At 61.7% G+C, this 20,740-nt stretch carries 7 protein-coding genes; 3 read left to right on the top strand and 4 right to left on the bottom strand.

What is annotated here, in order from left to right:
* Window positions 1–196: 196 nt before the first annotated feature.
* Entirely contained in the window at window positions 197–8,707 is an 8,511-nt protein-coding gene (locus tag RNA01_RS15500) for a glycoside hydrolase family 94 protein (protein WP_170253470.1), read from the top strand.
* Between the two features lie 114 nt (window positions 8,708–8,821).
* On the opposite strand, the gene pyc is transcribed toward RNA01_RS15500, so the two are convergent.
* Window positions 8,822–12,283, bottom strand: coding sequence for a pyruvate carboxylase (pyc, locus tag RNA01_RS15495; protein ID WP_147181122.1), 3,462 nt, complete (start codon window positions 12,281–12,283; stop codon window positions 8,822–8,824).
* A gap of 113 nt (window positions 12,284–12,396) precedes the next feature.
* Window positions 12,397–13,137 (bottom strand): LuxR family transcriptional regulator, encoded by a 741-nt coding sequence (locus tag RNA01_RS15490; protein ID WP_147181121.1) that lies wholly within the window; start codon window positions 13,135–13,137, stop codon window positions 12,397–12,399.
* Window positions 13,138–13,476: 339 nt separating this feature from the next.
* Between RNA01_RS15490 and RNA01_RS15485 the strand changes: the two genes are divergently transcribed.
* Window positions 13,477–15,216 (top strand): glucan ABC transporter ATP-binding protein/ permease, encoded by a 1,740-nt coding sequence (locus RNA01_RS15485; protein WP_147181120.1) that lies wholly within the window; start codon window positions 13,477–13,479, stop codon window positions 15,214–15,216.
* 176 nt (window positions 15,217–15,392) lie between these two features.
* The gene (locus RNA01_RS15480) at window positions 15,393–16,388 is read left to right on the top strand and encodes an MDR family oxidoreductase (RefSeq protein WP_147181139.1); all 996 of its coding nucleotides are present in this window, start codon (window positions 15,393–15,395) and stop codon (window positions 16,386–16,388) included.
* A gap of 3 nt (window positions 16,389–16,391) precedes the next feature.
* On the opposite strand, the gene RNA01_RS15475 is transcribed toward RNA01_RS15480, so the two are convergent.
* Both RNA01_RS15475 and RNA01_RS15470 read right to left on the bottom strand, forming a co-directional pair.
* Window positions 16,392–19,535 (bottom strand): efflux RND transporter permease subunit, encoded by a 3,144-nt coding sequence (locus RNA01_RS15475; RefSeq protein WP_147181138.1) that lies wholly within the window; start codon window positions 19,533–19,535, stop codon window positions 16,392–16,394.
* 30 nt (window positions 19,536–19,565) lie between these two features.
* Window positions 19,566–20,696, bottom strand: a complete 1,131-nt coding sequence (locus RNA01_RS15470; RefSeq protein ID WP_147181119.1) for an efflux RND transporter periplasmic adaptor subunit — start codon at window positions 20,694–20,696, stop codon at window positions 19,566–19,568.
* Window positions 20,697–20,740 lie beyond the last annotated feature (44 nt).

Raw genomic sequence — 20,740 nt, 5'->3', positions numbered from 1 at the left:
AAAAGCCAATTTTCACAGCGAAGCCACGGACCCATCTCCGCGTGAACCCGTTTTCTTGCCGGCACCGCATCGCACGACCGGATTTTGCGTTCGTAATGATTGAACCGAAGGCCAAATCGATGCAAAGCGATGCGCGGGGATGGCAGCGGGTCAAGACGAGCCCTGACGGATTTCCTCTAACGAAAAACTCGAGATTGTGTCTTTGCCCATGACGCCGCCTGTCCCACCGCGCGACCTAGAAACCAAGCAGATCGATCATAATGACGCGATCCGGGCCGCCTATTTTACCATCGATGAATTGCGCGAGGCCGCCGAGGCGCTTGCCAGCGATGGCGGGAGCGACCTGCCCGGGATGATGGATTTCGACTTCTTCGCACGCCATCGCGAAAACGAGCGCGAAATCCTCCGCGTCTATCGCGCAACGGCAACCGATGTCGAAGCGGGTGCGACGATCACGCCGGCGGCCGAATGGCTGCTCGACAATCACTACATCATTGAGGAAGCCATCCAGGAAGTCCGCCGCGACTTCCCCAAGAAATTCTACCGCCAGCTTCCGACCATGAAAATTGGCGGCCGCGAGATCCCGCGGACCATGGCGCTCGCCTGGCTCTATGTGGCACACACCCATTCTACAGTATCGATGGAGGCGATGACCGCGCTGGTCGAAGGCTTCCAGATCCACAAGACGCTGGAGATCGGCGAGCTGTGGGCCCTGCCTTCGATCGTGCGTTTCGTGCTGATCGAGAACTTGCGCCGCATATCCACCCGCGTCGATCGTTCCAGACGCATGCGCCGTAAGGCAAACGACGTCGCCGATGAGATCATCCGGCTGAACGACGCGGCCAGTTCGACCGAACTGTTGAAGCAGATCGAGCCGCTCGCGGACGACAACACCTTCGTCACCCAGTTCCTCTATCGTCTGCGCAACGGCTCACAGAACACCGGTTTCGCCGTCTCTTGGGTCGAGGACCGTCTGGAGAAGGCAGGCCGCAGTGCCGAAGAGGCGATGACCCAGGAACACAATCGCCTGTCGTCCGGCAATGTGACCACCGGCAATATCGTCAAGAGCCTGCGCGAGATCGACGACAAGGAATGGTCGGTCTGGGTCGAGGACGTCTGTCTGGTCGACAAGGTTCTCGGCAGCCACACCGATTATCGCGAACTCGATTTCGGCTCACGCAATACCTATCGTAGCACGATCGAGAAACTGGCCCGTTACTCAGACAAGACGGAGATCGAAATCGCCCAGATGGCGATCGACCTCACCAAGGAAGCGGCCGCGTCACCCGATGCCGTCGGCTCACCCAATGTCGGCGGCTATCTCATCGGCGCGCAACGTGCCCTGCTGGAAAAGGCCATAGGCTATCGCATGCCGCTCTGGCGCCGGCTCGCGCTGGGTATCCAGCGTCTCAACTGGCTGTCAATCGCCATTCCGGTCATCGGCCTGACACTCGCCGCCATGGCTCTGGCGGGCTATTTCCTCTCCATGGCCGGTATTGCCACACCGTTCATCGTCGTACTGTTGTTGCTGTTCTCCCTGCCCGCCTCGGAAGGCGCGACCGGCCTTTTCAACACGCTCGTCACCTTCGTTGCCAAACCGACCCGGCTCACCGGCTATGAATTCAAGGAAGGTCTGCCGCAAGACGCGCGCACGCTCGTGGTCGTACCCTGCCTCATCGCCAAGCGCGACGATGTCGATGAACTGGTGCGCAATCTCGAGGTGCACTATCTCACCAATCCACGCGGAGAGATCTATTTCGCCCTGCTCAGCGACTGGCGCGACAGCCCCGTCGAGGAAGCGCCCGCCGATCTGGAGATCCTCGACTACGCCAAGGGCCAGGTGGCCGAGCTCGCCGCCCGCTACGCCCACGACGGCAAGACCCGCTTCTACCTGCTCCACCGCCGGCGCCTCTACAATCCGGCGGAAGGCGCCTGGATGGGTTGGGAACGCAAGCGCGGCAAACTGCATGAACTGAACCTGCTGTTGCGCGGCGACCGCGACACGTCCTACCTGCCCGGCGCCAACATGGTGCCCGAGGGCGTGCAATATGTCATGACGCTCGACGCAGACACCCGCCTGATGCGTGATGCGGTCACCAAGATGGTCGGCAAGCTCTACCATCCGATCAACCGCCCGGTGCACGATCCGGAAAGCGGCCGTGTCATACGTGGCTACGGGGTTCTGCAGCCCCGCGTGACACCCTCGCTGGCCACCGGCAAAGACGCCTCCGTCTTCCAGCGTATTTTCTCGATGAACCGTGGGCTCGACCCCTATGTCTTCACTGTTTCGGACGTCTACCAGGACATCACCGGCGAAGGCACATTCACCGGCAAGGGCCTCTACCACGTCGACGCCTTCGAGACCGCACTGAAAGGTCGCATCGACGAGAACACTGTCTTGAGCCACGACCTCCTGGAAGGCTCGCTGGCGCGCTGCGCCCTCGTCACGGACGTCGAACTGGTCGAGGACTTCCCGACCCGCTACGAGGTCGAGATTTCCCGTCAACATCGCTGGGCGCGCGGCGACTGGCAGCTGTTGCCCTATATTTTCGACCCGGCCCGCGGCATCACCGCACTCGGCCGCTGGAAAATGGTCGACAACCTGCGGCGCTCGCTGACACCGATGGCCTGGTTCCTCGCCTCGGTGATCGGCTGGCTATCCATGGATCCGGTCGGCGCGTTCCTCTGGCAGCTGCTGCTGATCTTCTGCCTGTTCGTGGCGCCGACGCTCTCGTTGCTGTCCGGCCTGGTACCACGGCAGAGCGACATCGTTCCGGCGGCCCATTTCCAGTCGCTTTGGTCGGAATTGCGCTCTTCGAACGCGCAGGTCGCGCTGCGCATCGTCTTCATCGCCGATATGGCCTACATGATGGGCGACGCGATCATCCGCTCGATCTACCGCATGCTGGTCAGCCGCAAACTGCTGCTCGAATGGCGCACCGCCGCCTCAATCCAGTCGTCAGCCCAGGGCAATATTTCCTCCTATTACCGCAACATGCTGCATGCCCCGGCTCTCGGTCTTCTGGCGCTCGCCGTCGCCGCCGCGTCCGGTGGCTATGGCTATCTGATCGGCCTGCCCTTCACGCTGATGTGGGTGATGTCACCCCTCGTCGCGTGGTATGTCAGCCAATCGGCGGAGACGGAAGACAGTCTGTTCGTACCGGAGGAAGCCACAGTTGAACTGCGCAAAATCGCGCGACGCACATGGCGCTTCTACGAGACCTTCGTCACAGCGGGCGACAATTACCTGCCGCCGGACAATTTCCAGGAAAAACCGGAACCGGTCATCGCGCACCGGACTTCGCCGACCAATATCGGCCTTTACCTGCTCTCCGTCGTCTCCGCCCGGTATTTTGGCTGGATTAGTTTCGAACAGACTATCGAGCGCCTCGAGCGCACGATTGCCACTGTCGACCGCATGGATAAGTACCGCGGCCACCTCTACAACTGGTATCATACGGACACGTTGAAAACGCTCGGCCCGCGCTACATCTCCGCGGTTGATAGCGGCAACCTCGCCGGACACCTGATCGCCATCTCCTCGGCCTGTCGCGAATGGGCGGAAGCGCCCTCTGCCCATATGCAGGGCAGTCTCGATGGCATCGGTGATGTCGGCGGCATCCTGCTCGAGGTCCTCAAGGAGTTGCCGGACGATCGCAAGACCGTGCGGCCACTGCGTCGTCGCCTGGAAGAGCGCATCATCGGCTTCAACACGGCGCTGGCTGCCGTCAAGCGCGAACACGAGTTCGCCTCGATCCGCATCATCAATCTCGGCGCGCTGGCGCACGACATCCAGAAGCTTGCCGCCAATCTAGACCATGAGGTCCGCTCGGAACAAAGCGCGGAAGTCACCCGCTGGACGGAATCGCTGGTCGCCGTCTGCGAGGCGCAGATCGCCGACACCGCCTTCGATCTGTCGAATATAGATCCATTGCGCCAGCGGCTCGCCGTGCTGCGCGACCGCGCCCGCGACATCGCCTTCTCGATGGACTTCACCTTCTTGTTCCGTCCTGAACGCCGCCTGCTGTCGATCGGCTATCGTGTCGAAAGTCGCGAACTGGACGAAGCCTGCTACGATCTTCTGGCGTCGGAATGCCGTCTCACCAGCCTGTTCGCCATCGCCAAGGGCGATCTCCCGACCGAACACTGGTACCGCCTCGGCCGACAGGTCGTGCCAATCGGCGCCCGCGCGGCACTGATCTCCTGGTCAGGCTCTATGTTCGAATATCTGATGCCGCCTCTCGTCATGCAGGAGCGCCAGGGCGGCATCCTCAACCAGACCAACAATCTGGTCGTGCAGGAGCAGATCGCCCACGGCAAACGGCTGGGTATCCCGTGGGGGATTTCCGAAGCCGCCTTCAATGCCCGCGACCATGAGATGAGCTATCAGTACACCAACTTCGGCGTGCCAACGCTCGGCCTCAAGCGCGGTCTCGGCCAGAACGCCGTCATCGCACCCTATGCCTCGATCCTCGCCAGCCAGTATTTCCCGGAAGCGGCGCTGGAAAACCTCAAGCGCCTGCGCAAGCTCGGCGCGCTCGGCGCCTATGGCTTTCACGACGCCGTGGACTTCACCCCGACCCGCCTTCCAGAAGGCAAATCCTGCGCCGTGGTCTTCAACTACTATGCCCACCACCATGGCATGTCGATCGCGGCGATTGCCAATGTCGCCTTCAACGGCCGATTGCGCGAGCTGTTCCATGCCGACCCGGTGATCGAGGCCGCCGAACTTCTGCTGCAGGAAAAGGCACCGCGTGAAATCCCGGTGATGAGCGCCAAATACGAACCGCAGACGCCGGGCAAGGGTCAAGCCGACCTTCTGCGCCCGGAAGTCCGTACCGTCACCGACCCGGCGACCAAGGACCGGGCGCTCGCCTTCTTGTCGAACGGTCACTACTCGGTCATGCTTACGGCAACGGGCTCCGGCTACTCGCGGTGGAACGGTCAGGCCGTCTCGCGCTGGACCGCCGACGCGACCGAGGACCGCTCCGGTACGTTCATCTTCCTGCGCGATACCGCAAACGGTGAGTGGTGGTCGGCGACCGCCTCGCCGCGTCGCGCCGAGGACGAGAAGACCAAGGCCATCTTTGGCGACGACAAGGCAGAGTTCTTCAAGACGGTTGGCGACATCTCGACCCAGGTCGAGTGCATCGTCGCCACAGAGCATGATGCCGAAGGCCGGCGCCTGACCATTCTCAACACCGGCAGCGAGGACCGCTTCATCGAGGTAACCTCCTATCTCGAACCGGTCATCACCCAGGACGATGTCGACAGCGCACATCCGTTGTTCTCGCGCATGTTCATCAAGACCGAGTTCGGCCGCCGCCGCGACGTCATCCGCGCCGAGCGCAACAAGCGCAGCCCCGGAGACGCCGACATGTGCGTCGCCCATCTCGTGGTCGACAGCACCGGCCCCGGCCGGCCGACAGAATTCGAAACCGACCGTCGACGCTTCATCGGCCGCGGTCGCTGCCTCGCCGAGGCTGCGGCCTTCGATCCGGGCGCAACCCTGTCGGGAACGGAAGGCTTCACACTTGATCCCGTGTTGAGCCTACGCCGCGTCGTGCGTGTTCCTTCGGGCAAGAAGGTCAGTGTCATCTTCTGGACAATCGCCGCCCCCAACCGCGAGAAGATTGATCAGGCGATCGAGCGCTATCGTCACCCGGATTCCTTCAGCCACGAACTGATCCACGCCTGGACCCGGGCGCAGGTCGAACTGCGCCACATCGGCATTACCTCGCAACAGGCCGCCGCCTTCCAGCATCTCGGCCGTTACCTGGTCTACCCCGACAATCATCTGAGGACTGACCCGGAAACCGTTCGCAACGGCCTCACCACCCAGTCGGCGTTGTGGCCGTTGGCCATTTCCGGCGACTTTCCGATCGTAGCCCTGCGTATCAACGACGATATGGACATCGAGATCGCCCGCGAAGCGATGAGCGCACTCGAGTACCTGCGTCGCCGCGGCATCATCGCCGATCTGGCGATCGTCAACGAACGTGCTACCTCTTATGCGCAGGACATGCAGCATGCGCTCGATCAACTGGCCGAAAACCTGCGCCACCGACTGCCGGACGGCAGCAGTGGCAAGCCGCATGTCTTCGTCGTCCGCAACGATCTGATCGAGGAAAGTGCCTCGCAGGCCCTGATCGCAGCGGCTCGCGTCGTTCTACACGCCCGCAACGGCAAGGTCGTCGACCAGATCAATCGCGCGGTTTCGCTCTTTGCCAACCCTCGCAACCCCGATGGCTCCGAGGCCGAATGGCCCGGCCTGCTACCGACCGCGCCATCCGCGACAGCTGCGAGCGCCCCAGCATCCGACGGCAAGGGTCTCGAATTCTGGAACGGCTTCGGCGGCTTTGCCCAAGACGGCAAGGAATATGTCGTACGGCTCGCCGGTCGAAATTCCACGCCGCAACCGTGGATCAATGTGATCGCCAACGAAAAATTCGGCTTCCACGTCTCCGCCGAAGGCGCCGGCTTCACTTGGACTGGCAATTCGCGTGACCATCAGTTGACGCCATGGACGAACGATCCGGTCATCAACCGTCCAGGTGAGGCCTTCTACGTCGCCGATCTGGAGACCGGCCGCACATTCAGTCCTTTCAGCGCCCTCAACCTCGACGAAAAGGCCCGTTTCGAAGCCCGCCACGGCCTCGGCTATTCGGTTTTCTTGAGCCAAAACGACGGGCTGGAACTTGAGCTCACCCAGACTGTCGACCGCGACCGGCCGGCCAAGCTCTCCCGCCTGGTTCTACGCAATAAAGGCTCGGATCTGCGAAGCCTGCGCGTCTACGGCTATGCGGAATGGGTGCTTGGCAACAACGCGCAAAAGAGCGCGCCCTTCGTCCTGTCGTCCTTCGACGAGGACACCGGCGCGCTCTTCGCCACCAACCCCTACGACATCAACTATCCGGGCCGCACCGCCTTCCTGGCAGGTCTCGGCACGCCGGACGGCTATACGGCGAGCCGGCGCGAGTTCATCGGCCGGCATGGCTCGATCCGGATGCCGCAGGCGTTGGCACGCCAGTCACATCTCTCCGGCTCTGCCGACACCGAAAGCGATCCGTGCGCGGCTCTCGCCTTCGACATAGACGTACCGGCAGGCGCAGAACGGGACATCACCTTCCTCCTTGGCGAAACCGAGACGAACGCCGCCGCCCGCGAGCTGATCGGTGCCCTGCGCAAGGAGGGCTTCCCCTCCGTGCTCTCTGCCACGCGTGATTTCTGGTCCTCCTTTACGGACCAGCTACAGGTGAAAACTGATGACCGGGCCTTTGACACGTTGGTCAACCGCTGGCTGCCCTATCAGGCGCTCGCCTGTCGGATCTTCGCCCGGGCCGGCTTTTACCAAGCAAGCGGTGCCTATGGCTTCCGCGACCAGTTGCAGGACACGCTTGCCTTCCTGCTGGTCGAGCCGCAGCTGGCACGCCGCCAGATCCTCAATGCTGCCTCGCGCCAGTTCGTCGAAGGCGACGTACAGCATTGGTGGCTGCCCAACACTGGCGCAGGCGTGCGCACGCGCATCTCCGACGATGTCGTCTGGCTCGCCCATGCAACGGATCAGTATGTGGCAAAGACCGGCGACACCGCCTTCCTCGACGAGCGCCTGGCCTTCCTTGAGGGGCCACAGCTCGCCGAAGACCAGCACGACAGCTTCTTCCAGCCGGCAACGTCGAACGAGGACGCGACCCTCTACGAGCATGCAGCCCGTGCGCTCGATCTTGCGGTTGCCCGCACCGGTTCCCACGGCCTGCCGCTTATCCTCGGCGGCGACTGGAATGACGGCATGAACCGCGTCGGTGAAAAAGGTCAGGGCGAGAGCGTCTGGCTCGGCTGGTTCCTGGCCTCTACCCTCAAGACCTTCCTCGCCCACGCAGAGGCGCGCGGCGACGAAGCCCGCGTGACCCGGTGGAATGCGCATCTCGCGGTACTCGGCGATGCGCTTGAGACGACGGGCTGGGACGGCGAATACTACCGCCGCGGCTATTTCGATGACGGCACGCCACTCGGCTCCGCCCAGTCGGAGGAATGCCGCATCGATTCGATCGCCCAGTCGTGGAGCGTTCTATCGGGGGCCGGTAAAACGGAACACAGCGCCAAGGCGCTCGATGCGGCACTCGCCGAACTCGTGGACGACGAGACTGGTATCATCCGGTTGTTCACCCCGCCGTTTGAGAAAACCAACCTCGACCCGGGCTATATCAAGGCCTATCCGCCAGGTGTGCGCGAAAATGGGGGGCAGTATACTCATGCAGCCATCTGGCTGGGCTTGGCGCTGGCCAAGGCCGGCCGGCCGGCCGACGCCTGGCGCTGCTTCAAGATGCTGAACCCGATCAATCATGCACTGGATGCCGAAGCCGCCGAACGCTATCGCGTCGAGCCCTATGTGGTCGCGGCCGACGTCTATGGCGGCGAGGCCTATCTCGGCCGCGGCGGCTGGACCTGGTATACCGGCTCGGCTGGCTGGCTCTACCGCTTCGCAGTCGAGGGCCTGCTTGGCATCACCCGTACGGGTGACCGCCTGCTCGTCCAGCCGGCGTTGCCGCCGGAATGGAACGTATACGAGGCGAAGCTGGAGATTGCCGGCAAGACTTATGCCATCTCTGTCGAACGACTTGCTGGCTCAGAAGGTTACGCTGTGAAGGTCAACGGTGAGAAAATCACTGATCAGGAGGCAGGTTACCCTCTCGCGGCAGCTACCTGAGGAACCGCCGCGCAGGCGGGCCAGCCGACCGGTCTGTCAGCCGCAACGAGACGAAAAACCCCGCCGTCAAAACGACGGCGGGGTTTTTTATTTCTAGACCGGGCTCGGCCTGGCTCAGGCCTCGAAGACGACCAGAAGATCCTTGGCATCGATCTGGTCACCGGTCTTCGCCAGCACCTCGGCGATCGTACCGTCGCGGTCGGCATGCAGGGCCGTCTCCATCTTCATCGCCTCGATCGACAGCAGCACGTCGCCGGACTTGACCGCCTGGCCTGCCGCCACCGCGACCGTCGAGATCACGCCCGGCATCGGCGCACCCACATGCGCCGCATTCGCCGGATCAACCTTGCGACGTGCAGCACTGCCGGCAGCGCCATGGGCGCGGTCCGGCACCTTGATGCGCCGCGGCTGCCCGTTCAGCTCGAAGAACACGGTCACCATGCCCTTGTCGTCGGCTGCGCCCATGGCCTGGTTGACAACAACCAGCGTCTTGCCTTTTTCGAGGTCGACGAACAGTTCCTCGCCAGCTGGCAGGCCGTAGAAATAGTAGGGCGTCGGCAGAACCGAAACCGGGCCGTAGGTCTCCGCAGCCAGCGCATAGTCGGTGAAGACTTTGGGATACATCAGATAGGAAGCGAATTCGAAATCATCGACGGTGCGGCCGAGCTTCTCCTCGATCGCCTTGCGCTCGGCGTCCAGATCCGTGTCTTCGAGCAGCGAGCCCGGACGAACCGTGTAGGGCTGTTCGCCCTTCAGGGCCTTCTTCTGTAAGCCTTCCGGCCAACCCATCGGCGGCTGGCCAAGATCGCCGCGCAGCATCGAGACCACCGATTCGGGGAAAGAGACCTCCTTGCCCGGATCAACGACATCCTCAACCGTCAGATCCTGGCTAACCATCATCAGTGCCATATCGCCGACAACCTTCGAAGACGGCGTCACCTTGACGATGTCGCCGAACATCTGGTTGGCGTCCGCATAAGCTTGCGCCACCTCATGCCAGCGGGTCTCCAGCCCAAGCGAGCGAGCCTGTTCCTTGAGATTGGTGAACTGACCGCCCGGCATTTCGTGCAGGTAGACTTCCGATGCAGGTCCCTTGAGATCGCTTTCAAAGGCAGCGTACTGGTTGCGCACGGCCTCCCAATAGAAGGACAGGCGACGGATCCAGTGCGGGTCGAGACCCGGATCCCGCTCGGAGCCGCGCAACGCCTCGACGATCGAACCGAGGCACGGCTGGGACGTATTGCCCGACAGGCTGTCCATCGCCGCGTCGACCGCGTCGACACCCGCATCGACGGCAGCCAGCACGGTCGCAGCCGAAATGCCCGAGGTATCGTGGGTGTGGAAGTGGATCGGCAGGCTGGTCGCCTCGCGCAACGCCTTGAACAGAATCTTCGCCGCAGCCGGCTTCAACAGGCCAGCCATGTCCTTGACCGCGATGATGTGGGCACCAGCCTTTTCGAGATCGGCGGCCAGCGCGGTATAATACTTCAAATCATACTTTGGCCGGGCCGAATTGAGAATATCGCCGGTGTAGCAGATCGCCGCTTCGCAAAGCTTGTTCTCCTCGGCGACCGCATCCATCGACACCCGCATGTTGTCAACCCAGTTGAGGCAATCGAAGACGCGGAAAAGATCGATGCCACCCTTCGCCGCCTGGCGTACGAAGTACTTCACCACATTGTCGGAATAGTTCTTGTAGCCGACGCCATTTGCGCCCCTGAGCAGCATCTGCAGCAAAAGGTTCGGTGCTCCCTCGCGAATGAGCGCGAGGCGCTCCCACGGGTCCTCGGTGAGGAAGCGCATGGAAACGTCGAAGGTCGCTCCACCCCAGCACTCAAGCGACAGGAGGTTCGGCAGCGCGCGGGCATAGGCGCCCGCGGCACGCGCAATGTCATGGGTGCGCATGCGCGTTGCTAACAGTGACTGATGGCCGTCACGCATCGTCGTGTCGGTCACCAGCACCCGCGTTTGCTCACGCATCCACTCGCCGAACTTGACCGGGCCGAGCGTGTCTAGCAACTGCTTGGTGCCATCCGGGATAGGGCCGTCAATATAGGGCACGGCCGGCTTGGCCGCATCCTCCGGCGGCCGTGGACGACCCTTGGCTTCCGGGTGGCCGTTGACGGTAACGTCGGCGAGATAGGTCAGAAGCTTGGTAGCACGGTCCTGACGCTTTACCTGGGCGAACAGTTCCGGCGTCGAATCGATGAAGCGGGTCGTATAGCTGTTGTCACGGAACTTCTGGTGGCTGATGATGGCCTCGAGGAAGGTCAGGTTGGTCGCCACGCCCCGGATACGGAATTCGCGCAGCGCACGGTCCATGCGCTGGATCGCCTCCTGTGGCGTCGGCGCCCAGGCGGTGACCTTTTCCAGCAACGGATCGTAAAAGCGAGTGATCACCGCACCCGAATAGGCCGTACCGCCATCAAGGCGGATACCGAAACCGGTCGCGCCACGATAAGCGGTTATACGGCCGTAATCGGGGATGAAGTTGTGTTCAGGATCCTCGGTGGTGATACGGCACTGAAGCGCATGACCATTGAGACGGATGTCGGCCTGGGCGGGCACGCCCGATTCAGGCGTGCCGATCGCGTAGCCGTCGAGAATGTGGATCTGCGCCTTGACGATGTCGATGCCGGTCACGGCTTCGGTGACCGTGTGTTCAACCTGAATGCGCGGGTTGACTTCGATGAAGTAGAATTTTCCGGTGTCGGCATCCATCAGATACTCTACCGTGCCGGCGCCGACATAGTTCGTCGCCTTGGCAATCTTCAGCGAATAAGAAGCAAGCTCTTGGCGTTGCGCGTCGCTGAGATAGGGCGCCGGGGCGCGCTCGACAACCTTCTGGTTGCGGCGTTGGATAGAGCAGTCGCGCTCGAACAGATGCACGACATTGCCGTGCGTGTCGCCAAGGATTTGGCTTTCGACATGGCGGGCGCGCTCGACCAGCTTTTCAAGGTAAACCTCATCCTTGCCGAAGGCAGCCATCGCCTCGCGCTTACCCTCGGTCACTTCGCGGGCGAGATCCTTCGGATCGCGGATCGCGCGCATGCCGCGACCGCCGCCGCCCCAAGACGCCTTGAGCATCACCGGATAGCCGATCTCTTCGGCCATGCGTGCGACCTCAGCCATATCGCCCGGCAACGGAGTGGTCGCCGGTACAACCGGAACGCCAACCGAAATCGCTAGATTGCGGGCGGCGACCTTGTTCCCGAGCTGGCGCATGGTCTCGGCACGCGGCCCGATGAAGGTGATGCCGGCCTTGTCGCAGGCGTCTACGAATTCCGGGCTCTCCGAAAGAAGTCCATAGCCAGGGTGAATCGCGTCCGCCCCGGAGAGCTTCGCCACCCGGATCACTTCATCGATCGACAGATAGCTTTCGATCGGGCCGAGTTCACGAGCAAGATGCGGGCCGCGTCCGACCTGATAACTCTCGTCGGCCTTGAAGCGATGCAGCGAGAGTTTGTCCTCCTCCGCCCAGATCGCGACCGTTTTCAGTCCCAGTTCGTTGGCGGCACGAAAGACGCGAATGGCAATTTCGGATCGGTTGGCAACGAGAATCTTGGAAATGGACAAATCGCTCTCCTCCGTCTATGGCACAGCCTATGCTGCACCTGCGAAGTTCCATATCGCGTTGTCACAAAGAGTTCAATTTCTCCCGTTGACCATTGCCAAATTTCCGCCGGAAATCAGGTAATCAAACCCAGACGGAAAGCCAGCGCCACAACATGCTGGCGGTTCTTCGCCTTGAGCTTGTCCTGGATACCGTTCATGTACCAGTCGACGGTATGGTTGGAGATCTTGAGGATCTTGCTGATGTCGTTCGACGTCAGGCCGTCCGCGAGATAGTTCAAAACCTCCATCTCGCGCCGGGTCATCCGCGCGTCGATCTGTGCCGCTTCCTGCAGTCCGCCGGTCTCTTGACGCAATTCGAGCAGTCGCCAGAAGGCTTTCTTAGCGACCGCGTCAAACAGCGTCATCTCCACCGGCGACAGATCGACAGGCCGACCGCCGAGCGTCATATTGCCGAGCAGGCCAGTGCGACCATGGACCGGAAAAATATAGCCATCCTGCAGGCCGAAGCGGAGCGAGTCCATCATCATCCGCTCCATGCGTTTGCGATGCGGATCGCTCTTGAAGGCGGTGATCGTCTCGTTCCAGCGAAACCCCTTCTGCGCCTGTCCGAGATAACGGATGGTCGGATCGATCAGCACGAATTTCTTGGCGATATAGGTCTCAGGCCAGCCCTCGGGCCAGCGTCCGGTCAGGACCAACCCCATTGGGTTTTCATTCGGCTTCGGCTGACGAATGATTCCATAATAGTCGAAACGATAATGCCGCAGCAACGTTTCCAGCTCGATGATAACCTCGTCGGCCGTCCTGCACTCGTCCGCGACGACCAGGAACTGAATCAATTGATTAATGCTCAAACCTACCCCCAAACCTCGCCTCGCGAACGAGACCATGAAAAAACCACACGACACCGGTTATTTCCTACAGCGCCGTTCGGCAGGCATGCATAGGCTAACAGATAGAGTTAGGAGGCCTTTAAATTCATAACACGAAATTTAGCCTTTCCCGCGAAATCTGAGAGATCAGAGTGAGCGGTTTTAATGATCCTTTCAATGTCACACGAGCACAGAATGACGGCACAGGACGGCTCTCGATCCGTTTTTGTCACTATGGCATAATGGCATACCCTCTTGCCAACTTATAAGAAAAACGCTTCAAGCTGCCGACTATACCGGCCGATCGATGAGGGAACGCCATTGTCTTTGTTCCAGGTTTACATAAAGGCCCTGCGGTATCTCTCGGCCTACCGCCTCCGAGTCAGCCTCGTCGTGATCGCCAACATCGTGCTGGCGATGATCACCATCATCGAGCCGATCCTGTTCGGGCGCATCATCGACGCCATATCGGAAAAAGGCGACGCGAAGCCCATGCTGATCGCGTGGGGCTGTTTCGGCGTGTTCAACACGGTCGCCTACGTCCTGGTCGCCCGCGAAGCCGACCGTTTGGCGCACGGCCGACGTGCCGATCTGCTGACCGAGGCCTTTGGCCGCATCATCTCCATGCCACTCAGTTGGCACCATCAACGCGGCACCTCAAATGCGCTGCACACCCTGCTGCGTGCCAGCGAGACGCTGTTCGGCCTCTGGCTCGAGTTCATGCGGACCCATCTGGCGACGGCCGTGGCGCTCGCCCTGCTCATCCCAACCGCGTTTTCGATGGACTGGCGGCTGACCTTGGTGCTGCTTGTGCTCAGCGTGCTCTATCTGCTGATCGGCAAGACCGTGATGAACAGGACCAAGGAAGGTCAAGCCTCGGTCGAAACCCATTATCACACGGTTTTTTCGCATGTCAGCGATTCGATCAGCAACGTGTCCGTCCTGCACAGTTACAACCGAATAGAGGCGGAGACACGGGCGCTCAAACAATATGCGCAAGAGCTACTTGCCGCCCAATATCCGGTGCTCGACTGGTGGGCGATCGCCAGTGCCCTGAACCGCATCGCCTCAACCCTTTCCATGCTGATCATTCTGGTGATCGGCACGATCCTGGTGCAGCGGGGCGAGCTGAAAGTTGGTGACATCATTGCCTTTACAGGCTTTGCCGGATTGCTCATCGGTCGGCTCGACCAGATGCGCTCCTTCGCCACCCAGATTTTCGAAGCCCGAGCCAAGCTCGAGGATTTCTACCAGCTTGAGGATGCCGTTCAGGAACGCGATGAGCCGGCCGGCGCCGCCGAGCTGACGGACGTGAAAGGCAACGTCGAATTCCGCGACGTATCGTTCGACTTCGCCAACACCACGCAGGGCGTGCACGACGTGTCGTTCACGGTTAAGGCGGGCCAGACCATAGCCATCGTCGGCCCGACCGGAGCCGGCAAGACGACGCTGATCAATCTCCTGCAGCGGGTCCACGAACCACAAAAGGGGTCAATCCTGATCGACGGCACCGATATCAGGACAATCACCCGCAAGTCTCTGCGCCAATCGATCGCTACCGTCTTCCAGGACGCCGGCCTGCTCAATCGCTCGATCCAAGACAATATTCGCCTCGGTCGCGAGGATGCGAGCGACGAAGATGTTCGGAAAGCCGCGGAGGCGGCAGCCGCCACCGATTTCATCGAAAGCCGGCTGAGCGGCCTTACCACCGTTGTCGGCGAGCGTGGCAACCGTCTATCCGGCGGCGAGCGGCAACGCATAGCGATTGCTCGCGCCATCCTGAAGAACGCGCCGATCCTCGTGCTCGACGAAGCGACCAGCGCGCTGGACGTGGAAACCGAGGCGCGGGTCAAGATGGCGATCGACCGTCTGCGTATGAACCGCACGACCTTTATCATAGCCCACCGGCTATCGACCGTGCGCGAGGCCGACATTGTCCTCTTCCTCGACCATGGCCGGATCGTCGAAATGGGCGGCTATGACGAACTCAGCAAGAGCGGCGGGCGCTTTGCCTCACTGCTCAAGGCCAGTGGGTTGCTCCCCCAGGAAGAGACCGCCTAGTTTCGGCACCTGCCGGAAATTGCGATTTCCGCTACCGGTTAAACGCCTGAAAAAAAACGTGACGAAACGTGGCAGCTCGTGCCATGCTCCAGCACGCTGTCAGCGAGCGGTTGCGCAAGGCGGTAACACCGCCATGTGATGGCAAGACAGGTTGCATAGGGAGGCGTATGACGAGCATGAACGAGACCTTCACCGCGGTTGTTATCGACACCGTCGACGGCAAGCCGAAAGCGGCCTTCCGTCAGCTCACAAAGGCCGACCTGCCCGACAACGACGTTCTGGTGGAGATCGCTTACTCTACGCTGAACTACAAGGATGGGCTCGCCGTTTCCGGCAAAGGGCGAATCGCCCGGCGCACGCCAATGGTCGCCGGCGCCGATCTTGCCGGCACCGTCGTTTCCTCCCGCTCACCGCTGTGGAAGACAGGCGACAAGGTCATCCTCAACGGCTTTGGCATGTCCGAGACCGAATGGGGCGGTTATTCGCGCTTCCAGAATGTCAAGGCCGAATGGCTGATGGGCCTGCCCAAGGGCATCACGCTCGAACAGTCGATGGCGATCGGCACGGCCGGCTACACAGCTGCACTCTGCGTCAATGCGCTGGAGGACTGGGGGGTGATCAAGCCGGGTGGAGGCGAGGTTCTGGTCACGGGGGCGGCCGGTGGCGTAGGCTCGATCGCGGTCAGCCTGCTTGCCGCCAAGGGCTACCGTGTTACCGCCTCGACCGGGCGCCCCGAAACGCATGACTATCTGACATCGCTCGGTGCCACTGCCTTCATCGATCGCGCCAGCCTCACGGAGAAGGGCGCGCCCTTGCAGAAAGAGCGGTGGTCGGGCGCCGTCGACAGTGTCGGGTCCACGACGCTGGCCAACGTGCTGTCGCAAACCGTCTATGGCGGCGCTGTGGCAGCCTGTGGTCTCGCTGGTGGTGCAGATCTGCCGGCGACCGTGCTGCCACATATACTAAGGAGTGTGGCGCTGCTCGGTGTCGATTCTGTCTTCGCGCCGTTAGCCAAACGCCAGCGTGCCTGGCAGACGCTCGCTGACCAACTCGACCGCGCCCACCTCTCAGCCCTGACGACCGTCGAGCCGATGTCGAAGATACAGGAACTGGCGGACGCGATCGTCGCAGGACAGATCCGCGGCCGCGTTGTCATCGACGTCAGCTGCTGAGCTTCATTCCGCAGCGGCGGCCGGAAACGGCTGGTTCTGATTTTCACGCCCACCGGCCGCCTTCGCGTCACGATCATCTTTGCTCCGTGGCTCGCGGCCGAAAAACAAGGCGTAGGCTGCCGGCAGAACGAGGATAGTGAGTACAGTCGCCACCAGAATGCCGCCCATCATCGCATAGGCGAGCGGCCCCCAGAACACGCCGCGCGAGATTGGGATCAGCGCCAGGACGGCGGTGAGCGCGGTAAGCATGATCGGCCGGAAACGGCGTATCGCCGATCCGATGATCGCTTCCGATCGCTCCATGCCGGCAGCAATGTCCTGGTCGATCTGGTCGATCAGGATGATCGAGTTGCGAATGATAATGCCGAGCAGTGCAATGACGCCCAAGATGGCGACGAAGCCAAAGGGCGCGCCGCTGATCAGCAGGGCCGCCGCCGCTCCGATGATGCCGAGTGGGCCGGTTGCCAGCACCAGCATCGCCTTGCCGAAATGCTGCAGCTGAATCATCAGCAGAACGACGATGACGAGTAGCATCACCGGCGCCTTTGCGGCGATTGACGCCTGGCTCTCGGCGCTGTCTTCCGCCCCGCCCTGCACCTCGATCTTATAGCCAGGCGCAAGCGAGGCGCGCAGGCCCTGCAGTTGTCCATAAAGCTCAGTGACCACTTCGTTCGATTGCACACCGTCCGGCAAGGTGGCGCGCACGGTGATTGACGGGAGGCGATTGCGTCGCCATTCGATCCCCTGTTCGAGCACGGGCACGACACGGGCCACCTGCGACAGGGGTACAAAGGCGCCGTTGTCCGTCGGAATGTAGACCGAATTGACCGCTGTCAGCAGCTGGCGGCTATCCTGCGGTTCGCGAGCGACGATCGAGATCGTCTCCTCGCCGGCACGCACATCGGCCAGCGGCGCCCCGCTCATCGTCGCTTGCAGCATCTGCCTGAGCCGCTGCGAAGTGACGCCAAGCGCACGCGCACGATCCTGGTCGACCACCAGTTTCATCGCAGGCACCGGCTCCAGCCAATCGTCGTGTACGGCACCCAGAAGCGGATTGGCGAGATAGACCTTTTTCACGTCATCGGCGATGCGGCGCACCTCGGCACGATCCGGGCCGGTGACGCGCATCTGTACAGGCCAACCGGTCGGCGGCCCGAGGAAGAGGCGGTCGACTTTCGAGCGGATCTCCGGAAAATCCGACGCAAGCATGGCACGCAGCTTGAGGATCATCCGTTCGCGCGCCGGTTCGTCATTAGCCATGACGAGCAACTGGGCGAAGTTCGGATTGCGCAACTGCTGATCGAGCGGCAGGAAGAAGCGTGGCGCTCCCTCTCCGATATAGGTGGCGACGAAACGCTTGTCGGGATCGTCCATGATCCGGGCTTCCAGCGCCTTGGCCTGGTTCTCCACCTCATGAATGCTGGTGCCCTCCGGCAGCCAGAGATCGACGAGGATCTCCGGCCGCGACGACGCCGGGAAGAAGCTCTGCGGAATGAACTGGAAGGACCAGAGACTGGTGACGAAAGTGCCGAGCGTCAGGGCGAGCACAATCAGCCGGTGGCGAACCGCCCAGCCGACGGTTGCGCGCAAACGATGATAGAAGCCAGTATCGAAAACGTCCTGATGGCTGCCGGCATGGTGCCGCTGCTTGAGGATCATGTAGCCGAGCCAAGGCGTAAAATAGACTGCCACGAACCAAGAGACGACAAGCGAGATGCCCACGACATAGAACAGCGTGCGGACATATTCGCCAGCCGTCGATTCGGCGAAACCGACCGGGATGAAGCCGGCCGTGGTGATCAGCGTGCCGGTCAGCATCGGAAACGCGGTCGAGGTGTAGGCAAAGCTCGCCGCATCGATCTTGTGCAGACCCTCCTCAAGCTTGCGCTCCATCATCTCGACGACAATCATCGCGTCATCGACTAGAAGACCGAGCGCGATGATCAGCGCGCCGAGTGAAATGCGCTGCAGGTCGATGCCCAGTTCGTACATGATCGCGAAAGTCGCGGCGAGCACCAATGGAATGGCGATGGCGATAACAAGGCCTGAGCGCCAGCCGATCGACAGGAACGAGACGACCAGCACGATCGCCAGCGCTTCGACCAACGCCTTCATGAATTCGCGGATTGCCTCATGCACAACTTCAGGCTGGTTGGAAATTTGCGCGACCTCGACGCCATGCGGCAGCGAGGCCTCGAAGCGTTGCAGGGTCTGCTCGACGGCCTTGCCGACATCCGTGACATTGAAACCTTTGGCCATGACGACGCCGACCTGGACGCTGTCTTGCCCATTGAAGCGGAACTTGCGCTGGAACGGTTCCTCGGTGCCTTCGCTGATGGTGGCGATATCACCAAGCCGGGTCACCTGCTGACCGGCGCGTAGCCTCAGTTCCCGGATGTCGCCGGCCCGCCCAAAACCGCCGTCGACGGAGATCCGTACCGAACGTTCGCCGGTATCGATCGTGCCGGCCGGATCGATCGCATTCTGACCTGCCAGTGCATTCTTCAGGTCATTGAAGGTCAGGCCACGCTCGGCCAACACTTTGGACGAGACGTCGATATAGATTTTCTGTGGCTGATCACCAAGGATCACCGCCTTTTCGACACCCGGCGTCGTCAAAAGCATGTCGCGGGCCTGGATGGCGAAGTCCTTGAGCTCGGGATAGCTGTAGCCGTCACCGGATAACGAATGCAGCGTGATGAAGGTATCGCCGAACTCGTCGTTGAAGTAGGGACCCAGCAGTCCTTCAGGCAAATCGCTCGAGATGTCGCCAACCTTCTTTCGGACTTGGTAGAAGGCATCGGCCACCTCGTCCGCATTTGTGTCCCCCTTCACCTGAAGGGTGATGATGGCACTGCCGGCGCGCGTATAGGATTTCACCCAGTCGAGATGCGGCACTTCCTGCAATTTGCGCTCGATCTTGTTGACCACCTGGTCCTGCATGTCGGTGATCGAGGCGCCGGGCCAGACGGCCTGTACGACCATAACGCGGAAGGTGAAATCGGGATCCTCCTTCTGCCCCATGCGCATGAGGCCAAGCACGCCGGCGATCAGGATCAGGCCGAACAGGAAACGTGCCATGCTCGGGTGGGCAATCGCCCAGCGCGACAGATTGAAGGAGCCCTTGTCATTGTTGGACGACATCATGGTGTTCATGCACTCTCTCTGGGCCCTAATTCAGCGTATCTGCGCAATCGCAGCGGTCGTGTCCGGCATGAGCGCGGCTTGCCTGGCCTCATGACCTAAAGCCTTGACCTTGAGGCCTTCCGCCATGAACTGAGTACCCGCCACAACCACTAGGTCTCCCGCATTGAGCCCATCGGAGACGCGAACCCCATCGTCTGCAAAATCGACGACAGTGATAGACCGTTCATGCACGGTCTGAGCCGCCGGATCGACTGTCCAGACAACCGGACGGTCGGCAGCCCCCCGCGCCAGTGCGCTGAGCGGCAGGTCAAAAAGCGAACGGTCGCCGTCGGCCACAGCCTTGACCGAAGCCGTCATGCCGAGAAGCACGCGTGCATCGTCTGGCACGGCGATGCGCACCGCGAAAGTGCGTGAGGCTGGATCGGCGCTGCCGGCCACTTCGCGGACGGTTCCTTTAAGCATCAGCTTGTCGTTCGACCACAACCCAACCTCGACAGCTTTGCCGGGGGTAAACGCGAAGACGTCGCTCTCCGGCACGGCGATCGACACTTCCTTTTCGCCGCCGACGGCAACGGTCACGACTGGCGTCCCGGCAGCGACCACCTGGCCGGCATCGGCATGGACCGCGGTCACGATACCGTCGCGGTCGGCTTTCAGCTCCGCATAGGCAACCTGATTCTCCGCTTGGGCCAGCGTTGCCTTGGCCGAATCCCGCGCCGCGACCGCCTGATTATAGACAAGTTGTGCCTGTTCAAGCTGCGCCTTGGCAGCGACCTGCTGCTTGAAGAGCTGATCGGCGCGGTTCATCGCGAATGCTGCAGTCTCCACCTGCCGCTCGGCGGCGACGAGATTGGCACGGGCGCTGGCCAGCGAAAGCTCGTAATCGGTCGCATCAAGACGGGCCAGCACGTCGCCGGCAGCGACACGATCGCCGATATCGGCCTTTCGCTCAACGATCTTGCCGCCGACCCGGAAGCCGGCCGGCGTTTCGCTGCGCGCCCGCACGGCCCCGGAATAGGAAAGCTCGCGCGTTGTCGTGGCAGGGGCGATCTCGACCACCTTCACCGGGCGGATGTTTTCCTTCGGCACTTCGGCGGTTTCCGCCGAACATCCGGCCAGCGCCGCCGCAAGCAGCAGGGAAAAGAGAGACATCTTGTACATCGTTATTTCCTTGGCGATTGGCCACCTTGGCGCTCGACGCGCTT

The sequence above is a fragment of the Paenirhizobium naphthalenivorans genome (assembly GCF_007992095.1).
Lineage (GTDB): Bacteria > Pseudomonadota > Alphaproteobacteria > Rhizobiales > Rhizobiaceae > Allorhizobium > Allorhizobium naphthalenivorans.
This window is presented reverse-complemented; position numbering and strand designations above follow the sequence as displayed.